The organism is Paenibacillus pabuli NBRC 13638 (assembly GCF_001514495.1).
Classification (GTDB): domain Bacteria; phylum Bacillota; class Bacilli; order Paenibacillales; family Paenibacillaceae; genus Paenibacillus; species Paenibacillus pabuli.
Genome location: NZ_BCNM01000002.1, coordinates 90,462 through 111,343 on the forward strand (window position 1 = coordinate 90,462; position 20,882 = coordinate 111,343).

The window sequence follows — 20,882 nt, forward strand, 5'->3', positions numbered from 1 at the left end:
CCCTGTCAATAACCTTTTTACAAATTTCGCGCTTTTTTCTCGAAAATCTGCTTTTTCATGTGTAAATTTGCGCCAAAAGGCACTTTTATTGTGAAATAATGTACTTTACGTAACCTTTTGCGCATCCTACATTGACACTTGGCCGATGTTATACTAACATAAATTCTAATTTTTGATCCAGATTACGGAAACGTTTCACCAAAACCCATGAAGCACTTTTTTTTGCAGAAAGGATGGTTCGATGTCAAGTATTATTCATTCTTTTGTCCGTCATATGGAAGAACAGCAATTAAACGTTCATTCTGTTCGAGTATTACAGAAGGGTGATACTCTCGGAGCGTGGGATCGCACTACAGATATGCGACGTTTGCAGCATTCCGTCAGTAAATCGTTCACCTGCATGGCGATTGGATTGGCTATAGAGGCAGGCATACTTTCACTTGAATCCAGGCTTGGCGACCACTTCACTTCACCAACACCTGCTTCTCATTTAACCGCCTTCCCTCCTGAGGACCTCACCTTGTATGATTTGCTGCGGATGTCCTCAGGGCATGATGTCCCTGTGTTATGGGCAGAAGAGCGAGCCACGCTTCCTGAGAAAGACTGGGCCAAGTATTATATGTCGCTTCCTTTGGACAGAGCCCCTGGTGAAACGTTTACATACAGCAGTGCAGATACGTTTATGATCTCAGCCATGTTCCAGGCTGCCTCGGGTCAAACCGTGAAGGACTATCTGATTCCACGGCTATTCGAGCCACTGGGCATTTCGAATGTGGAGTGGGAAACTTCTCCCTTGGGCATTACATTGGGCTGTGCTGGCTTGCAGCTCACCAACGAGGAATTAGGCAGATTTGGCCAACTATTGCTTCAGGAGGGCCACTGGAACGGCAAGCAGCTCATCCCTGTGGAATGGATCCGAATGGCTACAACACAACAGATCCCAACACCAGGAGACGGTGACTGGGGACAGGGTTATGGATATCAATTCTGGAGATGTTCCCATAACGCTTACCGTGCTGATGGCGCCAATGGTCAGCTATGCGTTGTCCTACCTGAGCTGGAGTCGGTCGTTGCCATCAATAGTGATGAACAAAATATGCAAGCCATTCTTGACCATGTATGGTCAGATATATTACCTGTTTTGGAGGGGAATATTTGAATATTCGAACAGCAGTTGTTACAGATTACCCGGAGTTAAGAAACATTTATCTGGAGTCGCGTCGGGCCCGTTTTCACTGGACAACTCCGGAGGAAATGTCCTTTCAAGATTTTGACGCAGACACCGTGGATGAGCATATTATCGTGGCTGAACAGGAAGATGGACAGCTCCTAGGTTTCGCTTCGCTGTACCTACCTGATAATTTTATTCACCTTCTGTTTATCCATCCCGGTTTTATGGGTGGGGGCACAGGTTCGCGCTTACTTGATGCGTCGATTTCACTCATGCAGCAGCCTGTTCGATTGAAATGCGTATCTGATAATCATAAAGCAATTGGCTTTTACGAACGACAGGGTTGGAAAAAAGTCATTGAAGAGGGTGCACCCGGGGCGAAATATTGGGTGATGGAGTACAACACTAACAGCTGATTCCCGTTCATTTGATCCTGGTAAACTCTAAAAGTGGAAATGGTTCCACAAAAAAAGTATCATGACCTTCAGGAGGCCATGATACTTTTTATTTTACCCATGCTGTGGAAGCTGGGTCATTTCCTCTAAACATTGTGCGCATATGTAACGCTCTTTGAACTCATTGACTTCTTCCATCGATCCACAAAAAATACATTTTGGACGGTATCTCTCCAGAATGATATGGTCCCCTTGTACTAAGATCTCTACAGGATCTCCCTCATTCATTTGATACCTTTTACGCAAAGATTTAGGCAATACGATCCTACCCAATTGGTCAACTTTGCGAACGACTCCAGCTGGCTTCATAGCTACGGCACACCTCTCCTATCTTACTCTAAATTTCTAGGTACATTTGTACTATGTTTATTAATTCGCCAAGATTTTGTCGAATCCTGCTGGAAATAAACATTTTTTGTCCTTTTTTTTGAAAAATGTTTTTTTAGCGAATTCTAACCGTTATTCAAACGCCTCAATCGGCTTAATCCAGGCCAGGGAAATCGAGTTGACGCAGCGCCTCATATACAATGATTGCTGCGGAGTTGGACAAATTTAACGACCTGACGTCACCTGTCATTGGCATTTTCATACATGTATCGGGATTGGCCGCAATTAATTCTGGAGGAAGGCCTTTAGTCTCCTTACCGAACACCAAAAAATCTCCATCCTGAAATTTAAAATCACTATAACGGTTTTTCGCCTTCGTGGTTGCGTAGAAAAAACGCCCTTCAGGGTACTTTTCCTGGACCTCGGCAAACGAATCATGATATTCAATATGAACAGCACGCCAGTAATCCAGACCCGCCCGTTTCAGTGTGGCATCATCCGTACGGAATCCGAGTGGACGCACAAGATGCAAATGTGTGCCGGTAGCCGCACATGTACGAGAAATATTGCCCGTATTTGCCGGAATCTCCGGTTCAACCAGAACGATATGTAAAGCCATATGTGTTCAATCTCCTTTTCATTTCATATCAACGACAATTCTCTAATCTTAAAGAAAAGCCCTCCACACGTCAATGTGGAAGGCTCTGCTAGGCAGGATTGTGAGTGTTTGAATTCACAACTCGCTGCCAGGTTGTTTATCCATTTGTCTTCTGGAAGTGGCTCATGAAGTCCGTAAGTGCTTTAACACTTTCATATGGAGCAGCATTATAAATGGAAGCACGCAGGCCACCAACACTCCGATGCCCTTTCAGACCAACGAAACCTTCTTGTTCTGAAGCCTTGATAAACTGTTTCTCCAGCTCCTCGTTAGCCAGGCGGAAGGTCACATTCATCAGGGAACGATCAGCCGGGTCTACGCAACCACGGTAGAAATCCCCGGAGGAATCGATGGCATTATAGAGCAATTCTGCTTTTTTCGTGTTCTTTTGCTCAATCCCGGTGAGTCCACCCTGTTCTTCAATCCATTTTAACACCTCATTCACCATATATACGGAGAAAGACGGTGGTGTGTTATAAAGAGAATTGTTTTCCGTATGTGTGCTGTAACGCATCATCGTCGGAATTGTTTTTGGTGATTCGCTTACCAGCTCTTCGCGGGCAATAACTACGGTAATCCCTGACGGGCCAAGGTTCTTCTGTGCACCTGCGTAGATCATACCGAATTGATTCAGATCAAACGGTTTACAGAAAATGTCACTCGACATGTCTGCAATAAGCGGTACAGAACCGGTATCTGGGAATGACTTGAATTGCGTTCCTTCAATCGTTTCATTCGACGTCAAATGAACGTAGGCTGTGCGGTCCGGCAAATTAAGATTCGACACATCCGGCAACTTCATGAATTTATCAGCTTCGGAAGATGCAGCGACCTGTGCTTCCCCAATAAGCTTCGCTTCAGACAAAGCCTTCTTGGCCCAGCTGCCTGTCATGACGTAACTGGCTGTCTGCCCTTCCCCGAGCAGGTTCATCGGCAGCATGGCGAACTGTGTGCTCGCTCCGCCCTGCAGGAAGAGCACTTTGTACCCTTTTGGATTGCCTAGCAGCGACAACAAGCGCTCCTGAGCTTCATTATGTACAGATTCATACACGGCTCCACGGTGAGACATCTCCATAATTGACATACCTGTGTTACGAAAATCAACAAATTCTGCCTGAGCACGCTCCAGTACCTCAAGTGGCAATGCCGCAGGTCCTGCATTAAAATTATACGCTCTCTTTGTCACAAAATTCCCCGCCCTTTCCATCCGTAGCTGACATATGAACAGCATTTTGCATAATTCGATTAGAATCGCTCACGGGTGTAAGAGTTGGACAGGAAGAAGCATCCTGACCCAACCCGCGTATAGACGAATTGAATCATTTCGATCTATATCTTACCTGTTGAAAGTCGCTCTATGGATTTATGCAAAATGCTCTCCCAAGTGAATATTATGGCTATGATATCAGTATTCCCTACCTGCTTCAAGGGCAATATGCACTGAAGCTGTGAATACAGGCTATCAAATTACTTTATCACCCTGCAAAGTTAACGCACTGCATTGTTTAATTCAAGGAAAAGCCTCCGAGAGCGAGTCCCGAAGGCTTTGAGTTGAAACAGATCATTCTGTTCTGTTTCCATCCCCAACTGATTAGCAGTCGAAGTAAAGGCTGTACTCATGCGGATGAATGCGGATTGCTACTGCTTTCGCTTCGTCACGTTTGAGGTTGATATAGTTATCGATGAATTCTTTGGTGAATACGTCGCCTTCAGTCAAAAATTCGTAGTCCGCTGCCAGAGCGTCAAGCGCTTCTTCCAGAGAAGCTGGCACACTGCGGATGTTTTCTTTATCTGCATCAGACAGATCATAGATGTTTTTGTCCAGTGGACCATATCCGAGCTCAGTTGGATTGATTTTGCGTTTGATACCATCCAGACCCGCCATCAACATTGCAGAGAATGCCAGGTAAGGGTTAGCAGTGGAGTCCGGTGTACGGAACTCGATACGACAGCCTTTCGGTGTCACAGCGGCAACAGGAATACGTACTGCTGCGGAACGGTTACCTTTGGAGTAAACCAGGTTAACCGGCGCTTCATAACCAGGTACGAGACGTTTGAATGAGTTCGTACTAGGGTTAGTCAAAGCGATCAAGGCTGGTGCGTGGTACAGAATACCCCCGATGTAGTGCAGAGCCATTTCGCTCAGGTTAGCATATCCCGCTTTGTCATAGAACAATGGGGAATCGCCATCGAAGATGGATTGGTGAACGTGCATTCCGCTACCGTTGTCACCAAACAGTGGTTTCGGCATGAATGTTGCTACTTTACCATATTGACGTGCAGTGTTGTGCACGATGTATTTGTATACAAGCAGGTTATCTGCTGTTTTCTTCAACGTATCAAAACGGAAGTTGATCTCGGCTTGGCCTGCTGTCGCCACTTCGTGGTGGTGACGTTCGATGGAAAGGCCTGCTTCTTCCAGAATACGACACATTTCGCTGCGGATATCTTGTTGTGTATCCACTGGAGCTACAGGAACATAGCCGCCTTTTGTGCGTACTTTGAAGCCTAGGTTACCGCCGTCTTCCTTACGGTTTGTGTTCCATGAAGCTTCTTCGGAATCTACGAAATAAGAAGAGCTGTTTGTGCCACTCTCATAACGTACATCGTCAAAGATAAAGAATTCGGATTCAGGTGCGAAAAATGCCGTTGTGCCCACTCCGCTTTCTTGCAAGAACGCTTCCGCCTTAACAGCGATACCGCGCGGGTCACGCTCATAGCGCTCGCCATCCGGAGTGAAGATATCACACATAACATTCAATGTAGGGTGTGCTGTGAACGGATCGACATAAGTCGCTTCAGGATCTGGAATCATAACCATATCGGACTCTTCGATTCCACGGAAACCTTGGATAGAAGAACCATCAAAGGCTACTCCATTTACGAAAGTATCTGCATCAACTGCTGAAGCTGGCAACGAGATATGATGCGCACGACCAGCCAAATCTACAAAACGAAAATCTACCCACTCGATGTTGTTCTCTTGAATTGATTTCAATACGTTTTCAACCGACATGTATTCGTCCTCCCAAATATTCCGAACATTAAACAACCCCGCTAAGAAAATGTCCATATTCGAATTTTTTTCTGTCGTCATTATAAATTCTTAAACATGACATCGTCAATACTTATGTAAGGTATTTTTTGCGACTATGTAAGCTATGCTTACATTTTATAAACCTATATATTTCACTTAACAACGAATAAAAGAAATATTTAACCGGTTTAATGCGGTAAAGTACCTATAGAATTAGCCTAAATTATGGAAAAAACATTACATCATAAATGTTTCTTATCACCCTTGATTAATAAATACGTTCAATGGCCCAAATAACATAAAAAACCGGACATTGGCCCTGGCTCCATTCTCACTGAACGAAGCCGTGGCCAATGCCCGGATCATTATAGGTCTCACATTATTGTAATAACTTATACGCCAACTCGAGCCGGGAAGAACGCTGCCGGTTGTTTAGTCGTGCTAAACGATTTACCCACAATCGGGGCCAACTTCTCGAGATCCAGAAGCAGGTTGGCAAATTGGTCAGGGAACAGTGATTGTACTCCATCCCCTGTCATCGAGTTATCTGGATCTGTGTGCATCTCAATAATCAGGCCATTGGCACCAGCAGCTACAGATGCCTTCGTCATTGGTTCAACCAGTTCACGGCGTCCAGTACCATGGCTGGGGTCCGAAATAACCGGCAGGTGGCTCAGAGACTGCAGGACAGGGATCGCCGACAGATCGAGCGTATTACGTGTGTAGGATTCGAATGTACGGATACCCCGCTCACACAGCATAACATTCGGGTTACCACCTGCAAGGATGTATTCAGCAGCGTTCAACAATTCATCGTAAGTCGCACTGAATCCACGTTTCAGCAATACTGGTTTGCCACACTCACCCAATTTGCGCAGCAAATCGAAGTTCTGCATGTTACGTGTACCTACTTGCAGAATGTCTGCGTACTCGGCACAGATATCCACATATTCAGGTGTCATGACTTCTGTGATGGTCAGCAGATCATGCTTCTTGCCTGCCTCTGCCATCATGATCAATCCCTCTACACCTGTGCCTTGAAAGCTGTAAGGACCTGTACGCGGTTTAAATGCGCCACCGCGGAGCACTTGTGCACCAGCAGCTTTAACAAGTCCGGCAATTTCATCAATCTGTGCTGCTGATTCAACCGCACACGGTCCACCCATAATCACAAGTTCTTTGCCACCGATGTCTACGCCTTTGATCGAAATCACGGTATCTTCCGGATGGAAGTCACGGCTTGCCAATTTGTAGGACTTCGAAATCTTGACGACATTCTCCACGCCCTTCATTTGACGCAGATGTTCAGCCATTTTCGGCTCAACCTTGCCAATCAATCCAATGATGGTCCGATCTTCTCCACGAGAAATGTGAACCTGAAGTCCTTCTTTCTCAATTGTAGCGACGATATCCTGAATATGTTCCTCCGGCGTAGCCTTACCTGCAATAACGATCATAATAATATCCACCCTTCCTTGTATGAGAGCACATTGAATATTCATTGTGCGTCTGATTCAAATTCAAAACTCTTCTACACTTAAACGCTTGTTCGCTTTTAAGCTTTTATCTACTAAAGTAAATATAACATATTCCCCCTTTTCCGTCAAGCCAACTCCACCCTTCTCAAAAAAAGAAACCTGCAGTCAGCACCGGATCTCGGTTCTGATCTGCAGGTCTTTTAGGTGGTACGTGTCTTCTCCCTCACAGGAGGAAGCAACTTGCTCATATTTACTGTACGCTTGATTTCCCACGTTTCCGGTTTATCATGTTCATATTGCTCCAGATAAAGGATGACTTCCTTCGTGATCGGCGTTGGCGTTGAAGCTCCTGACGTAACCGCCACCTTGTTCACACCTTTCAGCCATTCCTGCTGTATCTCTGCCACATCGGATACACGATATGCCGTAACCCCAGCAATCTCCTCCGATACTTGAGCAAGACGGTTGGAGTTATTGCTGCGAGGATCACCTACAACGATGACCAGATCCGCCTGCCCTGCCTGTTCAGCAACAGCTTCCTGACGAACTTGGGTAGCCAGACATATCTCATTATGAATCTCCGCGCCTGGATATTTCTCCAAAAGACGGCTCATAATGTGTTTGATGTCCCATTGGCTCATCGTTGTCTGATTTGTGATCAGGATTTTGCCTGGAGGTACGTGTAGTCCGTCGATCTCCTCTTCCTTCTCGATCAGATGAACATGATCGGGTGCAACGCCTATAGCACCCTCAGGCTCTGGATGATTCTTTTTTCCAATATAGATAATGTCATATCCTTCAGCCGTCTTCTCCCGAATCAGGTCATGGGTTTTGGTCACATCAGGACAGGTAGCATCCACTGTCGTCAGACCTTTATCACGTGCCATTTTGCGTACTTCCGGAGATACACCATGGGCCGTGAAGATGACTGTTCCGCTCTCCACCTGACTCAAAATATCAATCCGGTTCGGTCCGTCCAGCGTAATAATGCCCTCATCTTCAAATGAATCCGTCACATGTTGGTTATGCACAATCATACCCAATATATAAATAGGCCGTGGTAGATCCAGATTGCGTGCCGCCTGACGCGCCAGCACCATGGCATCCACAACTCCGTAACAATATCCTCGCGGCGAAATTCGCAATACTTCCACTTGGTTGCCACCCGCTTTCTTTCTCGGCAAGGTTGCCGATGTAATTGCAGTCCAGTCTATTATACCCTTATTCGATAGGCGGAGCAAAGACAACCGGCAACCAGATAATAAAGGTGGTCCCTTCTCCACGTCGGGTTACAACCTCGACAGATCCATGATGCTCTTCGATGATCCATTTGGCAATCGAGAGTCCCAATCCTATGCCCGGTGTGGCACCACGGGATTCGTCTGCCCGGTAGAAGCGATCGAAAATAAACGGTACCTCGTCCCGCTCCATTCCAATTCCCGTATCACTGATTCGCAGTCCTACCTGACCTTTATACAATATCGCATCAAGTGTTACCGAACCCTCCGGTGTATACTTGAACGCATTCTCGATAAAAATGAACAGCATCTGTTGCAGGTAATCTTTACTTCCATTCACATATATGCCATTCAGGATGGAAAGATCACCTGGACGCCAGTCTGCCTGGTGATCAAGGAATTGCGATCTGCGAGCCACTTCCTGCACCAGAATTTGCAATGGAATCGGATTCAGTTCAATTTTCTGTCCTGTATCGGCTCTGGCCAAAGACAGCATATCACTGATTAGCCTGCTCATGCGTTTGCCTTCATCCGCCATATCCTCGATCGCCTCAAGAGACATCTGTTTAACCGTTTCTTCATCCAGATTCGGCCGGTCGGTGCTTTCCTGATCCCAAAGCTTCTTCAGGAAGTCGACATTCCCACGAATTGTCGTCAGCGGTGTGCGCAGCTCATGTGAGGCATCAGATACAAATCTGCGCTGGGCTTTGTTGGTCTCCTCTAATCCGCGGAAGGAAAGCTCTGTTCGTTCAAGCATATTGTTCACTGTTTCAATCAAACGTCCTATCTCGTCCATGGGGCCCGTGTATTGAATACGCACACTAAGATCATCCCCGGACTGAATCTGATTCGCCGCATCAATAACGTTGACGAGCGGGCGCATGGATTTGCGAGCCAGAATAAGGCCCGAAGTAATCGCGAGTGCCATGGCCACTAACCAGCCAAAAACGAGAATATTGCGCAAAGCCTCCAGCAAGCGTTCTTGAGAGCTCACATTGGTTCCAACTTGAAGGAGCCCCCTTATTTCATTGGTTCCTTGCAAAGACAGGGGCTGCTGATTAACCAGAAAAGGAGTGCCGTTTACATAGATCTTGGATATTCCACGTGCCTTCTGAATCTCATTGGATTTCACCACAGGAAATTGTATTTGAAGCTTCTCCATATTTCCCGATATTTTGCCTGATCTGCTCTGGTAATCCCACAATTGGATATATATCTGGGCCTCCTGAAGCTGACTCTCGGTGAATGGGTCAAGATCCAGCGACTGTGAAAGAGGGTTGACACCAATTTGATTCGTAATTCGCTCACTTTTATCTTTCAGCTGCTGTTCCACTTCTTGATACGTATTAAAATAGACAAAAGCGTAAATCACAACACCCCAAAAAATAAGTACGGCTGCCAAGATGCCTGAGTACCACGCGGTTAATCTTAACCGAATGGACATGTCAGGAGTCACCTCTCAAAATATAGCCGGCTCCCCGGATCGTCTGGATCAAACGTTTGCCGCCGTATTCTTCGGTTTTTTGTCTGAGCATGGCAATATATACTTCGAGCACATTGGACTCGCCACTGTAATCATACCCCCAGATTTTGTCCATGATCAGATCACGGGACAGCACACGTTTGGGATTCTGCATGAACAGGTTCAGCAATTCAAACTCCTTGGCAGTCAGTTCCAGACGCTGACCATCACGCAGTACCTCACGGGAATCATTATCCAAAATAATATCCTCATACATAAGACGATTATCCGGTGTATCCGCTATATCGGCTTTACGACGAAGCAATGCACGGACACGAGCCAACAATTCTTCAAGTGCAAACGGCTTCACCAAATAATCATCTGCACCTGTATCAAGTCCTGTTACCCGGCTTTGAACTTCATCTTTGGCTGTCAACATCAGCACAGGTACTTTGCTCCCTGCTTCTCTAAGTCTGCGGCATACTTCGAACCCGTCAATTTGTGGCATCATCACATCGAGAATAACCACATCGGGTTCCTTATCCATTAGTTTACTAAGACCCTCAGCACCATTGGACGCCGTCTGAACCTCATATCCTTCAAATGCCAGCCCCCGGCGAAGCATGGACACAATTTTTTCATCATCATCAACAATCAATATAGTTGAGCGCATGGTCTTTCTCCTTTATCCCTCATGTTTTATTCCTATTGTAACAGGCAAAAGCGCAATCTGCATCTTCTCGAAATACCCTGTTCCATAATAGGACAACCCTATAACTTCATATAACTCTTCCGTGCAAAAAAAGCGGAAGGGCCTTCAAACCCTTCCGCTCTCCTATAACGTATTCTTCAACCCATTTCGTCTTGTATTATGGTTGCTGCTGCTGTTGATCTGTCGTTTGAGTTGTATCATAATCGTTTTTGTTGCCGATTTTGATTTTGACATCCATTTTTTTGCCGTCACGTACCACATTCAGTGTCACTTCACTGCCAATTTTCTGTTTCTTAATAAAATCGATCAGATCCTGACTTGTACTGTAGGCCGTACCATTGGCACCTGTAATGATGTCATAGGCACGCAGATCTGCCTGATACGCAGGAGATTGATAGATCGTGCTGGCTACAACGGAACCTTCGGTAATATCCGTTCCCATTTGTTTAGCCACTTCAGGAGTGAGGGCCATCAAAGATGCGCCGATAAATGGTACTGGCTCTTTGGGAACTTCTTTGTTTTGTTTCAAATATTTCACCGCATCCGAGATCACGCTCGATGGGATGGCAAATCCAATCCCTTGCGCATCTGCGCTAACCGCTACGTTCATACCGATAACTTCCCCATTCAGATTAAGCAGCGGTCCGCCCGAGTTACCAGGGTTAATGGATGCATCCGTTTGCAGCAAGTGACTGTATTCACGAGTTTTGCCTGTTTCTTCGTCGGGAATGCTGATAGTACGCTCTTTGGCACTCAACACACCTGCGGTAACCGTGTGCTCAAATCCCTCCGGGTTACCGATCGCAACAAGCCATTCTCCAACTTGTGTGCTGTTGGAATCACCCAGTGGAGCTACAGGGAAACTATCGTCACCGCTATTTTTCTCGATTTTCAATACGGCAAGGTCGAGATCAAAACTGCTTCCAAGCAATTTCGCTTCATACGGTTTACTGTTGTTCTCCAGCGTAACCTGAATGACATCTGCTCCTTGAACCACATGCTGGTTCGTCAGGATATAACCTTCTTTGTCAAAAATAAATCCGGAACCAATACCAAGCGGAACCAATTGATTGCTGCTTTGTTGCTGTTGATTTTGGCCCTGGTAACTATCTGTTCCGCCATTGCTTCCGTTACCAAAGAAGTATTGGTACAATGGATCACTCATCGTAGAACCACCTTGACTGCTGCCACGTGATGACTGTTTGGCAAGTGTTTCTATTTTGACTACAGCAGGACTTGTGCTCGTTACCACGGATGAAACATCCTCTTTACCGGTAGGCAGCAGCGATGCAGTCACATTATTGCCACCACCCGTGTTCGTGGACGTTGATTCCTGAGCAGAGCTTTGATTCTCGGCACTCGTCAGAGCTTCCTGCGGTGTAAACATATTTGTTCGATCAGCTGTATACATCAGCACTGTAATGACCAGCATCCCGGCGATGAAAGAGAACAGGAGCGATCTTACGGAAGAACGTGGCCGACGGTTATTATAATTCCAGTTGCCATTGTTCTTACCGCCGTTCCCTTGATCTCCTCCGTTGCCTGAACCATTACCGCCCCCTCTGGATGACGTATTGGCTTGATCAGATGATTCGTTGCTGTAGTAAGTAGGTACTGGCTTCACAGGATCCGGTCTTGTAATCTGTACATTTCCTTCTTCACGCTGATTATGTTCCCCATGGTAGCTTGCTGTATCTTCCTGATTCACGGACTGAAAAGGCCCATAAGAATAATAATAGGAGGAATCGTCCGTTCCCGATGTATTGCGATTCTCCGCTTGTTTTGTATCATTTTCCTCGTCTTGACGGTTCGCTCTGTAATTACGTTCGTCCATGCCTCTCTACCTCCCAATCTCTTGTTCGCAAGAGATATTCTTTAACTGTCCTTATTTTGTACTTTAAACCTTAACCGTACCTTAAAAACAATTAAAAAGGAGATAAAAGCAAGCCGTTATAGAGCATTTTCCCCGCCAAATCAGCATTCTAACTCTTATTTTTCACCCAACCCTGACGATGGGCGTATATGGCCAGTTGTGTGCGATCGTCCAATTCACATTTCATCAGCAGATTGCTCACATGGGTCTTAACCGTTTTAATACTAATATGTAATTCTTCCCCGATGTCCTTGTTGGTCTTCCCCTCAGCAATTAACAAAAGCACTTCTTTTTCCCGTTCCGTCAGGCCTGACTCATTCTCTCTTGCTGTACGCTGTCTGATGCCACGGGTCAATGCCTGCGATACATCGCCTGTCATTACAGGCATGCCTCGGTATGCTCCCTGCAGAGCATAGATCAGTTCTTCAGCAGATACCGTCTTCAACACATAACTGACCGCGCCTGCTTCAATGGCCTGAACCACCAGATCATCCTCAAGAAAACTGGTCAACATCACAATTTTCATTCCCGGAAATTCGGTCATAATCGCTTGTGTCGCTTCCGCACCATTCATCACAGGCATCATTAGATCCATCAGGATCAAGTCAGGCAGTTCACTCTTATCCAGCTTGCGCAGTCGGTCCAGTACATCCTGCCCGTTGCTTGCTTCCCCCATCACATGAAATGTGGGTTCCAGCATAAGATATGTTTTTAAGCCCATCCGCACCATATCATGATCATCCACAATCATTACATTCACTTTTTCGCTCATTCCATTTCCCCCTCTGGTTCACTCGGAAATTTCGGGATGAATACTCGCACCGTCGTTCCCGCTCCCGGCTTCGATATAATCTGAACCTGACCTCCAAGCTTCTCTGCCCGCTCACGCATCGTTGATAATCCGTATGAACCGGGACGTTCCGCTTGCTGCAAAAAACCTTGGCCATCATCGCTGATGCTCATGCTGATCTGATGTTCACTTTCGCGTATGGACAGGCTGACCAGTCCAGCCTCCGCATGTTTGACCACATTAGCAACGGCCTCCTGGATAACAAGAAACAGCTGGTGCTCGATGGCATCCGAGATCCCGCCATCCAGTTCCAGCTCTTTGACGCCTTTCAATCCGTTCTGTCTGCAATAATCCGGGAACCATCTGTCCAGCGCTTCGGCCAGGTCCCGACCTTCCAGTTCCACTGGGCGAAGCTGGGCAATAAGTCCTCGCATCTGCCGCTGAGCAATATGAGACATCTGGATTAATTGCTCAAGTACCTTGCTGCCATGCTCCGGATTCATCTCCAGCAAGCGCGGTAAAGAAGAAGCCGACATGTGCATGGCAAACAGCTGCTGACTTACCGTGTCATGCAAGTCTCTTGCCATGCGTTTGCGTTCTTCAAGTACGGCTCGTTCTGATGCCTGTTCCTTCTCAATGACTTCCTGCTCACCGAGCCGCTGAAGCAGTCTCATTTTTTTCTCAATCGAATCCATCATGACATTGAATTCCTGATATACCCGGCCGAATGAGGCATCATCTGCTTCAGGCATGCGAACAGAGAGATTGCCTTTGGACACTTTCAGCATATTGAGATCCAGAAGGTCAATCTTGCGCTGAAGGCGCAGTGCAGCGATATACCCGGTAATCACAGTAGCCAGTACAACCACGGCAACGTAGGTCCAGGCGCGCTGGCGCCCGGTTCCCATCAGCACCTCCCCGTACAGGAGATAGAATCCGCCCAAGGCAATGAGCCCGGTCAGCGAAAAGTACATCATCAGTTCCCACTTATTGGCCTTGAGAATCGTTCGTATCATGCGTTAACCCACCTTATTCACTTTAACATCTCCGATAAACACACTGACGATAATCCGTACTTTTTTGCCCGCTTCATGGTAGTGTGAAGTTTCAGCCTGCGCGCTGCTCAGGAATCCTCCCCGTTTCTGGTTCAACAACGACATGTCTCCAATGAAGGAGTTCGTCGTCACGGTCACACCCAGATCCATATCCTCCGGTACAAATACTTTTACATCTCCAATAAAAGAAGAAATGTTAATCTTCGTCTCGCCATACGGAATCTGAGCTTTTGTCAAATCTATAACGGTATCGCCAATAAATGCCGAGATGTTCATGGGTTTCAGCGAGAACACTTCCTGTCCCATATACAAATCACCCATAAATGATGATTTGTTCATCGTACGCCCGTCTCCACCATAATAGTTGGCATCATCATCGTAGTGGTCGTCGTCATCAAATGCTCCATATGCTTTTTTATTTGAACCGTAACCTTTATGCTTGTGCTGATGATGTTGATGTTTATGATGGTGTTGATGCCCGTGTGATTTATGGTCTTCCTTATCTGTATAAAATGAGCCATGCGAATCATTCTTCGGTTCCTGTTTCGGTTTGCCAAATGTTTTCTCGAACTGTTCGTCAAACGAAGACGGCATTTCCAGGTCCTCAGGGGACAATGGCTTATAAGGGGGCTCCGGTGGTGGAGGCGGTTGTACTTGGTCATGATGTTTACGGTCACGACGACGGGGTCCGATCAGAACAAACAAGCCCCCACCAATCAGCATCACCGGAATTAGGTAGCGAATGAACTCACCCATCGAGTAATCAATCCACCCGAGATTACGTGCCAAGAAGTATCCACCAATCGCCAGTACAATGGCAGGTCCAATCAATGCATGACTTCCATTACGCCGAATTTCGGTTATACCTTTTACGCCCCACCAAATCAAAAATAACGGCCAATATGTTCTGAACATGTATCCTATATCAATGTCGTATCCCAATTGCCTGAACAAAATGATTGCACCAATCGCAATAAGAGGAATACCAACCCACCAGCGGTCCCGCGTAGATCGTTTCATCGCTCATGTCTCCTTCTTCTTTATTCTGTACTCAGTTTACATCAGATAAGAGTCGGTTAACAGCGGCGGCAGATGGAATCATTCTCAGTCTTGAGACCGATAGGGAAGGATATTTATGTAAAAATATATAAATAAAAACACCCCGGAGCTGCTGCTCCAGGGTGCCTGAATCCTTATTTATTTCTGAAATTTCCCTGCTCGGCCCGCTTGGCCTGTTTGACCAGTGTTTTCTACACCGAACTCGGCATTGAATTTTTCATCAGGTGTTTGGAAATTTTCTTGCACTTTGTTTTGCTCGGCTTGTTTTACTTTGTTTGCTACATTTTCTTGACCAAACTCCGCATTATACTTCTCGTTTGGTGTTTGGAATCCTTGGGATTTCTTAGCCACAACGATCACCTCTCTCTTCATATTTACGTTGCATTGCTGCATCGCGGGGTTCGTCCCCAGTCAGTATTATGTGAAGAGAGCAGTTTAGTTATTCATGTGTAACCTTCCAAATTAAATAGCCTTGTCCAACCAGGAATCCGGTATCGATTTGTACACGTCAATGGCTTCCGAGAGCTCTTCCAGCATTTTTTCAGTGCATTTTCCAGCACCTTGTTTGATGACCTGCACTTCGACGTCCTTTTTCCCCCATTCCTTGTACACTTGCTTCGTGGTTGGGAAATAGAGATCAATCTTGTTGCCCTTGATCGCTGAGCCCGTATCTGCAACAATGCCGTAACCGTAGCCGGGAATATATAAAATGGAGCCCATCGGAAACAGCTTCGGATCAGCTGCAATCGTTGAGACGGTTTCTTTGTCGCGCCGCACCTTTACCCCTGAATACGTAATTCCGTATTGTGGATGTTTAGGCCCCTTTCCGGTTGATTCCACACCTGCTGTGTATCCGGTCGCCGTCACTTTATGTGTGTCTAATACCTGTTCTGTACGCGGAGCGAGCACTGGCATGGACGGGTCATTTCCGATCTGCCTGTCTGGAAATTGTGGTCGTGGAATGACCATTGGCTGAGGAGACCACAATAAAGCCATATAGACCATGCTTGTTAGTTGAGCCTCATCGCTGTAAGCATAAACAGCCGTTTCCGATTGATGACCCTCCAGCTGAGCTGAATTTTCGCTGTGCCGACTATTTACATGCAAGACTGCACTTTCCTCTTCAAAGGTATACGCTTCTGCCAGATTGGAGCCCATGACTATACCAATAAGCAGCACACAGCAAGCGATGATGAATCGCACGTTATTCTTTTGAATTAAGAATTGCTTTTTCATTATAGAACCTCCCCCTTACTGCAAAGGTTTTCCAAAATGAAAAAATTCTATACTTTACCCTTGAAGAGACGAATGAGCCAGCACGTTCGAAAATCAAAAAATAACAAAAACCCGTCTAAACACCAAGGAATTAATCATTGGGTTCAAACGGGTTTCTATATTAGAAGGGCACTATTCTGAAATTACACCAAACGTGTTGTAATCTCTTCTTTGAGTTGGGCTACAATTTCGTCTACGGGCTTCATGCCGAGATCGCCTTCTCCGCGTTTTCGTACGGATACGCCCTGAGCATTCCGCTCATTTTCACCAACGACGAACATGTATGGCATTTTTTCAAGCTGTCCCTCACGGATTTTATATCCGAGCTTCTCATTACGCAGATCGGCTTCAGCTGAGATTCCCGCACGTTTCAGCTTCGCCTCCACTTCACGGGCATAGTCATCGAAGTTACCGGATACCGGGATAACCTTCGCCTGCACAGGAGACAGCCACAGCGGCAGAGCTCCTGCAAAGTTCTCCAGCAAGAAAGCAGTGAAACGTTCCATTGTACTGATTACACCACGGTGAATAACGACAGGACGATGCTTCTGTCCGTCATCTCCTACATATTCCAGTTCAAAGCGTTCTGGCAAAAGGAAATCCAGTTGAACGGTGGATAATGTCTCTTCTTTACCCAATGCTGTTTTGATCTGTACATCCAGCTTCGGACCATAGAACGCTGCTTCGCCTTCTGCTTCATAGAAAGGAAGGTCAAGTTCTTCCACAACTTCACGCAGCATACGTTGAGACATTTCCCACATCTCGTCGTTTTGGAAGTATTTCTCAGTATCCTTCGGATCGCGGTAGGACAGACGGAAACGATATTCGTGAATGCCAAAATCCTTATAGACCGTTTGAATCAGCTCAATAACACGAGCAAATTCTTCCTTGATCTGATCCGGGCGTGCGAAAATGTGAGAGTCGTTCAACGTCATTGCACGTACACGGTGCAGACCTGTTAACGCCCCCGACATTTCATAACGGTGCATCATACCCAGCTCGGCAATCCGAATTGGCAGATCGCGGTAGCTATGCATGCTGGATTTGTACACCATCATATGGTGAGGACAGTTCATCGGACGAAGAACAAGCTCCTCGTTGTCCATAACCATTTTCGGGAACATGTCTTCCTGGTAGTGCTCCCAGTGTCCGGATGTTTTGTACAATTCCACATTACCCAGAACAGGTGTGTATACATGTTGGTATCCCAAGCTTTCTTCCAGATCCACAATGTAGCGTTCCAACGTCCGGCGCAGTTTGGCACCGTTTGGCAACCAGATCGGCAATCCTTGTCCAACCAATTGGGAGAATGTAAAGATTTCCAGCTCTTTGCCGAGTTTACGGTGATCCCGTTTACGAGCTTCTTCGAGGAAATGTAAATGTTCATCCAGCTGTGCTTTTTTCACAAAAGCTGTACCGTAAATACGTTGCAGCATTTTGTTTTTGCTATCTCCGCGCCAGTAAGCACCGGCAACATTCATCAATTTGAATACTTTGATTTTGCTGGTGGATGGTACATGTGGTCCACGGCACAAGTCAAAAAATTCGCCTTGTTCATAAATGGAAATCACACTGTCTTCCGGTAAGTCACGAATTAACTCGAGCTTGTAAGGATCGCCCACTTCTTCAAAAATGTTGATTGCTTCCGCGCGGCTAACTTCCTTGCGTACAATTGGCAAGTTTTCATTAACAATACGTTCCATTTCCTTCTCGATCTTTTGCAGATCTTCGGGATTGAGCGGTTGTTCCAAATCCATGTCATAGTAGAAACCATCTTCGATGACAGGGCCTACACCGAGATGTACCTCTTTGTTCCCATATAAACGCTTCACCGCTTGAGCCATCAAGTGAGCTGTACTGTGACGCATAACTTCCAGTCCTTCTGGTGAATCCAATGTTACGATCTCCACCAGTGCCCCTTCATGCAAAGTAGTAGATAAGTCTACTACGATTCCATCCAGCTTGCCGGCAACGGCATTTTTGCGAAGTCCGCTGCTGATCGAAGCCGCCACATCTTCAATACTGCTTCCGTCGGCATACTCACGAACCGATCCATCCGGTAATTTAATGTTAACTGCCATTTGTCTCATTCCTCCTGTAAATGTAACCTGCATCCATTCTATTGATGGACCGGATTATCTATTGCAATTCCTGCCATTATGGGAAGAAACGCAAAAAACACCCGTCCCGGCAAAGGGACGAGTGTAATATACTCGTGGTTCCACCCTACTTCGGCTGCTTCATCCATATTCAGAAGTACAGCCCTCATTGGCATGACGGTAACGGGCATGACCCGGCATATCCTTACTCACGGATCATTACCAACGATTGAAGAGGTAACTTCCAAATCCCGCTTTCAAAACTGCAGCTACAAAGGGGTAAACCAAACGTGGCATCCGGAGGAAATTTCAGCCTAGTTCCCTCTCTCTGCACCGACCTTGCGTATGGCTCTTGTCTTTGTCAACGCTTTTGATTATCAACAGTTATTATAATTGCCGAGATCGCTTGCGTCAAGACTTGTCAGCAATCCTGAGCGCAACACTTCGCACTCCGGACAATGCTGACATAATTGCACCTTGTCTTCAAAGATCTGACGGATAGTAGAGATGACTGGCAGCTCCGGTGTTTTGGTGTGCAGCATGACTTTTTCGGGTGAGATGGAGATCAACGTACTTACAATCATATCTTCGATATCCATTTCCAATTCAAGTCCAGGCATTTCCACGACGACCTGTTCATCTTTTTGTACGGGCAGCGCTCGAAGTTCAGCATCAAATACCTGGAATTCATGCAAACCTTTGTGTACCAGATGCACAAGCGGAACCTTGGCTTCCTGAAAGAACACAAAATATTTGAGCAGCCCCATAAATTCTTCGTATTGGCGATCCATCCAGAATTCGTCCAGCGCGTATTCCACCAGTTCATGTAGTTCCTGTTTGTATTGCCGAATCCGGAAATTAAGGATACCTTCCAATTGAAAAAAATGAACATCCTCCAAATCCTGCTTAAGACCTGTTACCAAAGTAGCGCGGCGGCGCTCCCGAAGTCCTGGCTGGTCCAAATCACCATTGATTAAAAGAGGCATGCAGATCCGATTGACTTTCTCCACCTCGTGTTCATCCATCACCGAGCAAGCTTTGGAAATCATCTCTTCCACCATATGCCGTTCACGCGTATCCATAATGAAATCTGCAAGACCCCTCGCAAGCAACTCACTGATTTGAGGAAGCCACTGCTGGAAGTCAGCGTGATTCTCATTCCCTCTGCATACCCAGGCCGCTCTTCCATCATTATGTTTGAAGGTGAGCCTAAATCCTCTTTTGCTTATATGTAAACCTTTGGTTTTTTCCTTCACACAACGATAAAATTGATCCGCTTCCTCCTGCCCCGATACCTCGGTCCATACGGCGAACAGTTCCATAAGAATCACTCCTTTCCTTCCTGTTCAAAGTATATGGCAAGGCCGATAGGGATATACGAAGCGGATTGATGGAAAGCGTGTCATGATTTCTCAGTATATTATCATTCCGTTTGGAGTTAAGCCAAAAATGTGTTATTATTTTTATAACAGTATGTTTCACGGAAAGGGGGGAAGCCAAAATGAGACAACAACCAAGAATACTCCGTTACGCGTTTATTATCATTTTGTGCGTATTCCAAGCGTTGTCCTTCCCTATTCCGATGCAGTCGGAATCCGCTGTCGAGGTAGCCGTTGAGACGACTTCCAACAAGGAAGTGCTTGTCCACACATTGGAGTCTCAGCAGAAACCTGTCATTCGCAAACACCCACAAGTGATGTCGAAGCTGATTGCGGTTTCGCATAACAAACCTGTCTTTCTTGTGCTCGCTTTGTTGCTAATGCTGCGAATTCCTACACCGCATCTGCCCTTTAAACCGTTGATTTGTCTGTTTAAACGCAGATTATTTCTGCTACCCATCAAATTCACCAGCATGTATGTATCTCCCACCCCTTCAGCACCAAAATACGTGAACGCTCTACGCTAGCCGTTTATCGTATTTGTAGGTTGCTTTGCATGGAGACACCTCTGTCTGAAAGACGGTGTGCTTGTGCATAACTTATAACCCTTTTAGCTAATGTTAGATCTCAACTAATCTTCATAAAATGCACTTAATTGATAACCATTATTTTGTTATACCCATTTTCATCAATCATTCCAAACACAAGGCTGTGTGTCAGGAGCACCTGGCTCTGTTTGCCCGCATCATTTAATGTTCCTTAGAGCAGCAGATCATTCTATTTTCGGGAAATAAGCCTGTCTTCTGTGGCAGCC

At 46.1% G+C, this 20,882-nt stretch carries 20 protein-coding genes; 4 read left to right on the plus strand and 16 right to left on the minus strand.

Going from position 1 to position 20,882, the window contains the following annotated elements; genetic code table 11:
• Positions 1 to 241 precede the first annotated feature (241 nt).
• The gene (locus PPA03S_RS03935; RefSeq protein WP_062320083.1) at positions 242 to 1,159 is read left to right on the plus strand and encodes a serine hydrolase domain-containing protein; all 918 of its coding nucleotides are present in this window, start codon (positions 242 to 244) and stop codon (positions 1,157 to 1,159) included.
• Positions 1,156 to 1,587, plus strand: coding sequence for a GNAT family N-acetyltransferase (locus PPA03S_RS03940; RefSeq protein WP_062320085.1), 432 nt, complete (start codon positions 1,156 to 1,158; stop codon positions 1,585 to 1,587). Before PPA03S_RS03935 ends, PPA03S_RS03940 begins: the two co-directional genes overlap by 4 nt.
• 93 nt (positions 1,588 to 1,680) lie before the next feature.
• On the opposite strand, the gene PPA03S_RS03945 is transcribed toward PPA03S_RS03940, so the two are convergent.
• The 15 genes from PPA03S_RS03945 to thrS form a co-directional block, all read right to left on the minus strand.
• The gene (locus PPA03S_RS03945; protein WP_062320086.1) at positions 1,681 to 1,935 is read right to left on the minus strand and encodes an AbrB/MazE/SpoVT family DNA-binding domain-containing protein; all 255 of its coding nucleotides are present in this window, start codon (positions 1,933 to 1,935) and stop codon (positions 1,681 to 1,683) included.
• Positions 1,936 to 2,107: 172 nt separating this feature from the next.
• Positions 2,108 to 2,572 (minus strand): tRNA (uridine(34)/cytosine(34)/5-carboxymethylaminomethyluridine(34)-2'-O)-methyltransferase TrmL, encoded by a 465-nt coding sequence (trmL, locus tag PPA03S_RS03950; RefSeq protein ID WP_062320088.1) that lies wholly within the window; start codon positions 2,570 to 2,572, stop codon positions 2,108 to 2,110.
• Positions 2,573 to 2,708: 136 nt separating this feature from the next.
• Entirely contained in the window at positions 2,709 to 3,797 is a 1,089-nt protein-coding gene (gene serC, locus PPA03S_RS03955) for a 3-phosphoserine/phosphohydroxythreonine transaminase (RefSeq protein WP_062320090.1), read from the minus strand.
• A 405-nt stretch (positions 3,798 to 4,202) separates the two neighbouring features.
• On the minus strand, positions 4,203 to 5,627 hold the full coding sequence (gene glnA / locus PPA03S_RS03960; RefSeq protein ID WP_062320092.1) for a type I glutamate--ammonia ligase: 1,425 nt from the start codon (positions 5,625 to 5,627) through the stop codon (positions 4,203 to 4,205).
• Positions 5,628 to 6,040: 413 nt separating this feature from the next.
• Positions 6,041 to 7,105: a 3-deoxy-7-phosphoheptulonate synthase gene (gene aroF, locus PPA03S_RS03965; RefSeq protein WP_062320094.1), complete on the minus strand. Its 1,065-nt coding sequence runs from the start codon at positions 7,103 to 7,105 to the stop codon at positions 6,041 to 6,043.
• A gap of 221 nt (positions 7,106 to 7,326) precedes the next feature.
• Entirely contained in the window at positions 7,327 to 8,280 is a 954-nt protein-coding gene (locus tag PPA03S_RS03970) for a 4-hydroxy-3-methylbut-2-enyl diphosphate reductase (RefSeq protein WP_062320096.1), read from the minus strand.
• A 67-nt stretch (positions 8,281 to 8,347) separates the two neighbouring features.
• Positions 8,348 to 9,808 carry a sensor histidine kinase gene (locus tag PPA03S_RS03975; protein WP_062320099.1) on the minus strand — a complete coding sequence of 487 codons (1,461 nt, stop codon included), beginning with the start codon at positions 9,806 to 9,808 and terminating at the stop codon, positions 8,348 to 8,350.
• 1 nt (position 9,809) lies between these two features.
• Positions 9,810 to 10,499: a response regulator transcription factor gene (locus PPA03S_RS03980; protein ID WP_062320101.1), complete on the minus strand. Its 690-nt coding sequence runs from the start codon at positions 10,497 to 10,499 to the stop codon at positions 9,810 to 9,812.
• A 196-nt stretch (positions 10,500 to 10,695) separates the two neighbouring features.
• On the minus strand, positions 10,696 to 12,372 hold the full coding sequence (locus tag PPA03S_RS03985; protein WP_062320103.1) for a S1C family serine protease: 1,677 nt from the start codon (positions 12,370 to 12,372) through the stop codon (positions 10,696 to 10,698).
• 148 nt (positions 12,373 to 12,520) lie between these two features.
• Positions 12,521 to 13,183 carry a response regulator gene (locus PPA03S_RS03990; protein ID WP_062320104.1) on the minus strand — a complete coding sequence of 221 codons (663 nt, stop codon included), beginning with the start codon at positions 13,181 to 13,183 and terminating at the stop codon, positions 12,521 to 12,523.
• Positions 13,180 to 14,217, minus strand: a complete 1,038-nt coding sequence (locus tag PPA03S_RS03995; RefSeq protein ID WP_062320106.1) for a HAMP domain-containing sensor histidine kinase — start codon at positions 14,215 to 14,217, stop codon at positions 13,180 to 13,182. Before PPA03S_RS03995 ends, PPA03S_RS03990 begins: the two co-directional genes overlap by 4 nt.
• Before the next feature lie 3 nt (positions 14,218 to 14,220).
• Positions 14,221 to 15,276: a cell wall-active antibiotics response protein LiaF gene (gene liaF / locus PPA03S_RS04000; protein ID WP_062320108.1), complete on the minus strand. Its 1,056-nt coding sequence runs from the start codon at positions 15,274 to 15,276 to the stop codon at positions 14,221 to 14,223.
• Between the two features lie 177 nt (positions 15,277 to 15,453).
• Positions 15,454 to 15,687, minus strand: a complete 234-nt coding sequence (locus PPA03S_RS04005; RefSeq protein WP_245683506.1) for a hypothetical protein — start codon at positions 15,685 to 15,687, stop codon at positions 15,454 to 15,456.
• A 90-nt stretch (positions 15,688 to 15,777) separates the two neighbouring features.
• The gene (locus PPA03S_RS34185; RefSeq protein ID WP_062320657.1) at positions 15,778 to 16,284 is read right to left on the minus strand and encodes a 3D domain-containing protein; all 507 of its coding nucleotides are present in this window, start codon (positions 16,282 to 16,284) and stop codon (positions 15,778 to 15,780) included.
• A 449-nt stretch (positions 16,285 to 16,733) separates the two neighbouring features.
• Positions 16,734 to 18,671 carry a threonine--tRNA ligase gene (thrS, locus tag PPA03S_RS04015; RefSeq protein WP_062320109.1) on the minus strand — a complete coding sequence of 646 codons (1,938 nt, stop codon included), beginning with the start codon at positions 18,669 to 18,671 and terminating at the stop codon, positions 16,734 to 16,736.
• A gap of 78 nt (positions 18,672 to 18,749) precedes the next feature.
• On the opposite strand from thrS, the gene PPA03S_RS33200 reads away from it, so the two are divergent.
• The gene (locus PPA03S_RS33200; RefSeq protein ID WP_167665974.1) at positions 18,750 to 19,007 is read left to right on the plus strand and encodes a hypothetical protein; all 258 of its coding nucleotides are present in this window, start codon (positions 18,750 to 18,752) and stop codon (positions 19,005 to 19,007) included.
• A 59-nt stretch (positions 19,008 to 19,066) separates the two neighbouring features.
• On the opposite strand, the gene PPA03S_RS04020 is transcribed toward PPA03S_RS33200, so the two are convergent.
• On the minus strand, positions 19,067 to 20,011 hold the full coding sequence (locus PPA03S_RS04020) for a putative sporulation protein YtxC (RefSeq protein ID WP_062320111.1): 945 nt from the start codon (positions 20,009 to 20,011) through the stop codon (positions 19,067 to 19,069).
• 179 nt (positions 20,012 to 20,190) lie between these two features.
• Between PPA03S_RS04020 and PPA03S_RS04025 the strand changes: the two genes are divergently transcribed.
• Entirely contained in the window at positions 20,191 to 20,595 is a 405-nt protein-coding gene (locus tag PPA03S_RS04025; protein WP_062320113.1) for a hypothetical protein, read from the plus strand.
• The last annotated feature ends 287 nt before the right edge of the window (positions 20,596 to 20,882 follow it).

Coding starts and splice junctions, on each gene's coding strand:
- aroF (WP_062320094.1), bottom strand. CDS start 7,105: ATGATCGTTATTGCAGGTAAGGCTACGCCGGAGGAACATATTCAGGAT.
- glnA (WP_062320092.1), bottom strand. CDS start 5,627: ATGTCGGTTGAAAACGTATTGAAATCAATTCAAGAGAACAACATCGAG.
- PPA03S_RS03980 (WP_062320101.1), bottom strand. CDS start 10,499: ATGCGCTCAACTATATTGATTGTTGATGATGATGAAAAAATTGTGTCC.
- PPA03S_RS03995 (WP_062320106.1), bottom strand. CDS start 14,217: ATGATACGAACGATTCTCAAGGCCAATAAGTGGGAACTGATGATGTAC.
- PPA03S_RS03935 (WP_062320083.1), top strand. CDS start 242: ATGTCAAGTATTATTCATTCTTTTGTCCGTCATATGGAAGAACAGCAA.
- liaF (WP_062320108.1), bottom strand. CDS start 15,276: ATGAAACGATCTACGCGGGACCGCTGGTGGGTTGGTATTCCTCTTATT.
- PPA03S_RS04005 (WP_245683506.1), bottom strand. CDS start 15,687: ATGAAGAGAGAGGTGATCGTTGTGGCTAAGAAATCCCAAGGATTCCAA.
- PPA03S_RS03975 (WP_062320099.1), bottom strand. CDS start 9,808: ATGTCCATTCGGTTAAGATTAACCGCGTGGTACTCAGGCATCTTGGCA.
- trmL (WP_062320088.1), bottom strand. CDS start 2,572: ATGGCTTTACATATCGTTCTGGTTGAACCGGAGATTCCGGCAAATACG.
- PPA03S_RS33200 (WP_167665974.1), top strand. CDS start 18,750: ATGGGAAGAAACGCAAAAAACACCCGTCCCGGCAAAGGGACGAGTGTA.
- PPA03S_RS04025 (WP_062320113.1), top strand. CDS start 20,191: ATGAGACAACAACCAAGAATACTCCGTTACGCGTTTATTATCATTTTG.
- PPA03S_RS34185 (WP_062320657.1), bottom strand. CDS start 16,284: ATGGTCATTCCACGACCACAATTTCCAGACAGGCAGATCGGAAATGAC.
- PPA03S_RS04020 (WP_062320111.1), bottom strand. CDS start 20,011: ATGGAACTGTTCGCCGTATGGACCGAGGTATCGGGGCAGGAGGAAGCG.
- thrS (WP_062320109.1), bottom strand. CDS start 18,671: ATGGCAGTTAACATTAAATTACCGGATGGATCGGTTCGTGAGTATGCC.
- PPA03S_RS03945 (WP_062320086.1), bottom strand. CDS start 1,935: ATGAAGCCAGCTGGAGTCGTTCGCAAAGTTGACCAATTGGGTAGGATC.
- PPA03S_RS03990 (WP_062320104.1), bottom strand. CDS start 13,183: ATGAGCGAAAAAGTGAATGTAATGATTGTGGATGATCATGATATGGTG.
- PPA03S_RS03985 (WP_062320103.1), bottom strand. CDS start 12,372: ATGGACGAACGTAATTACAGAGCGAACCGTCAAGACGAGGAAAATGAT.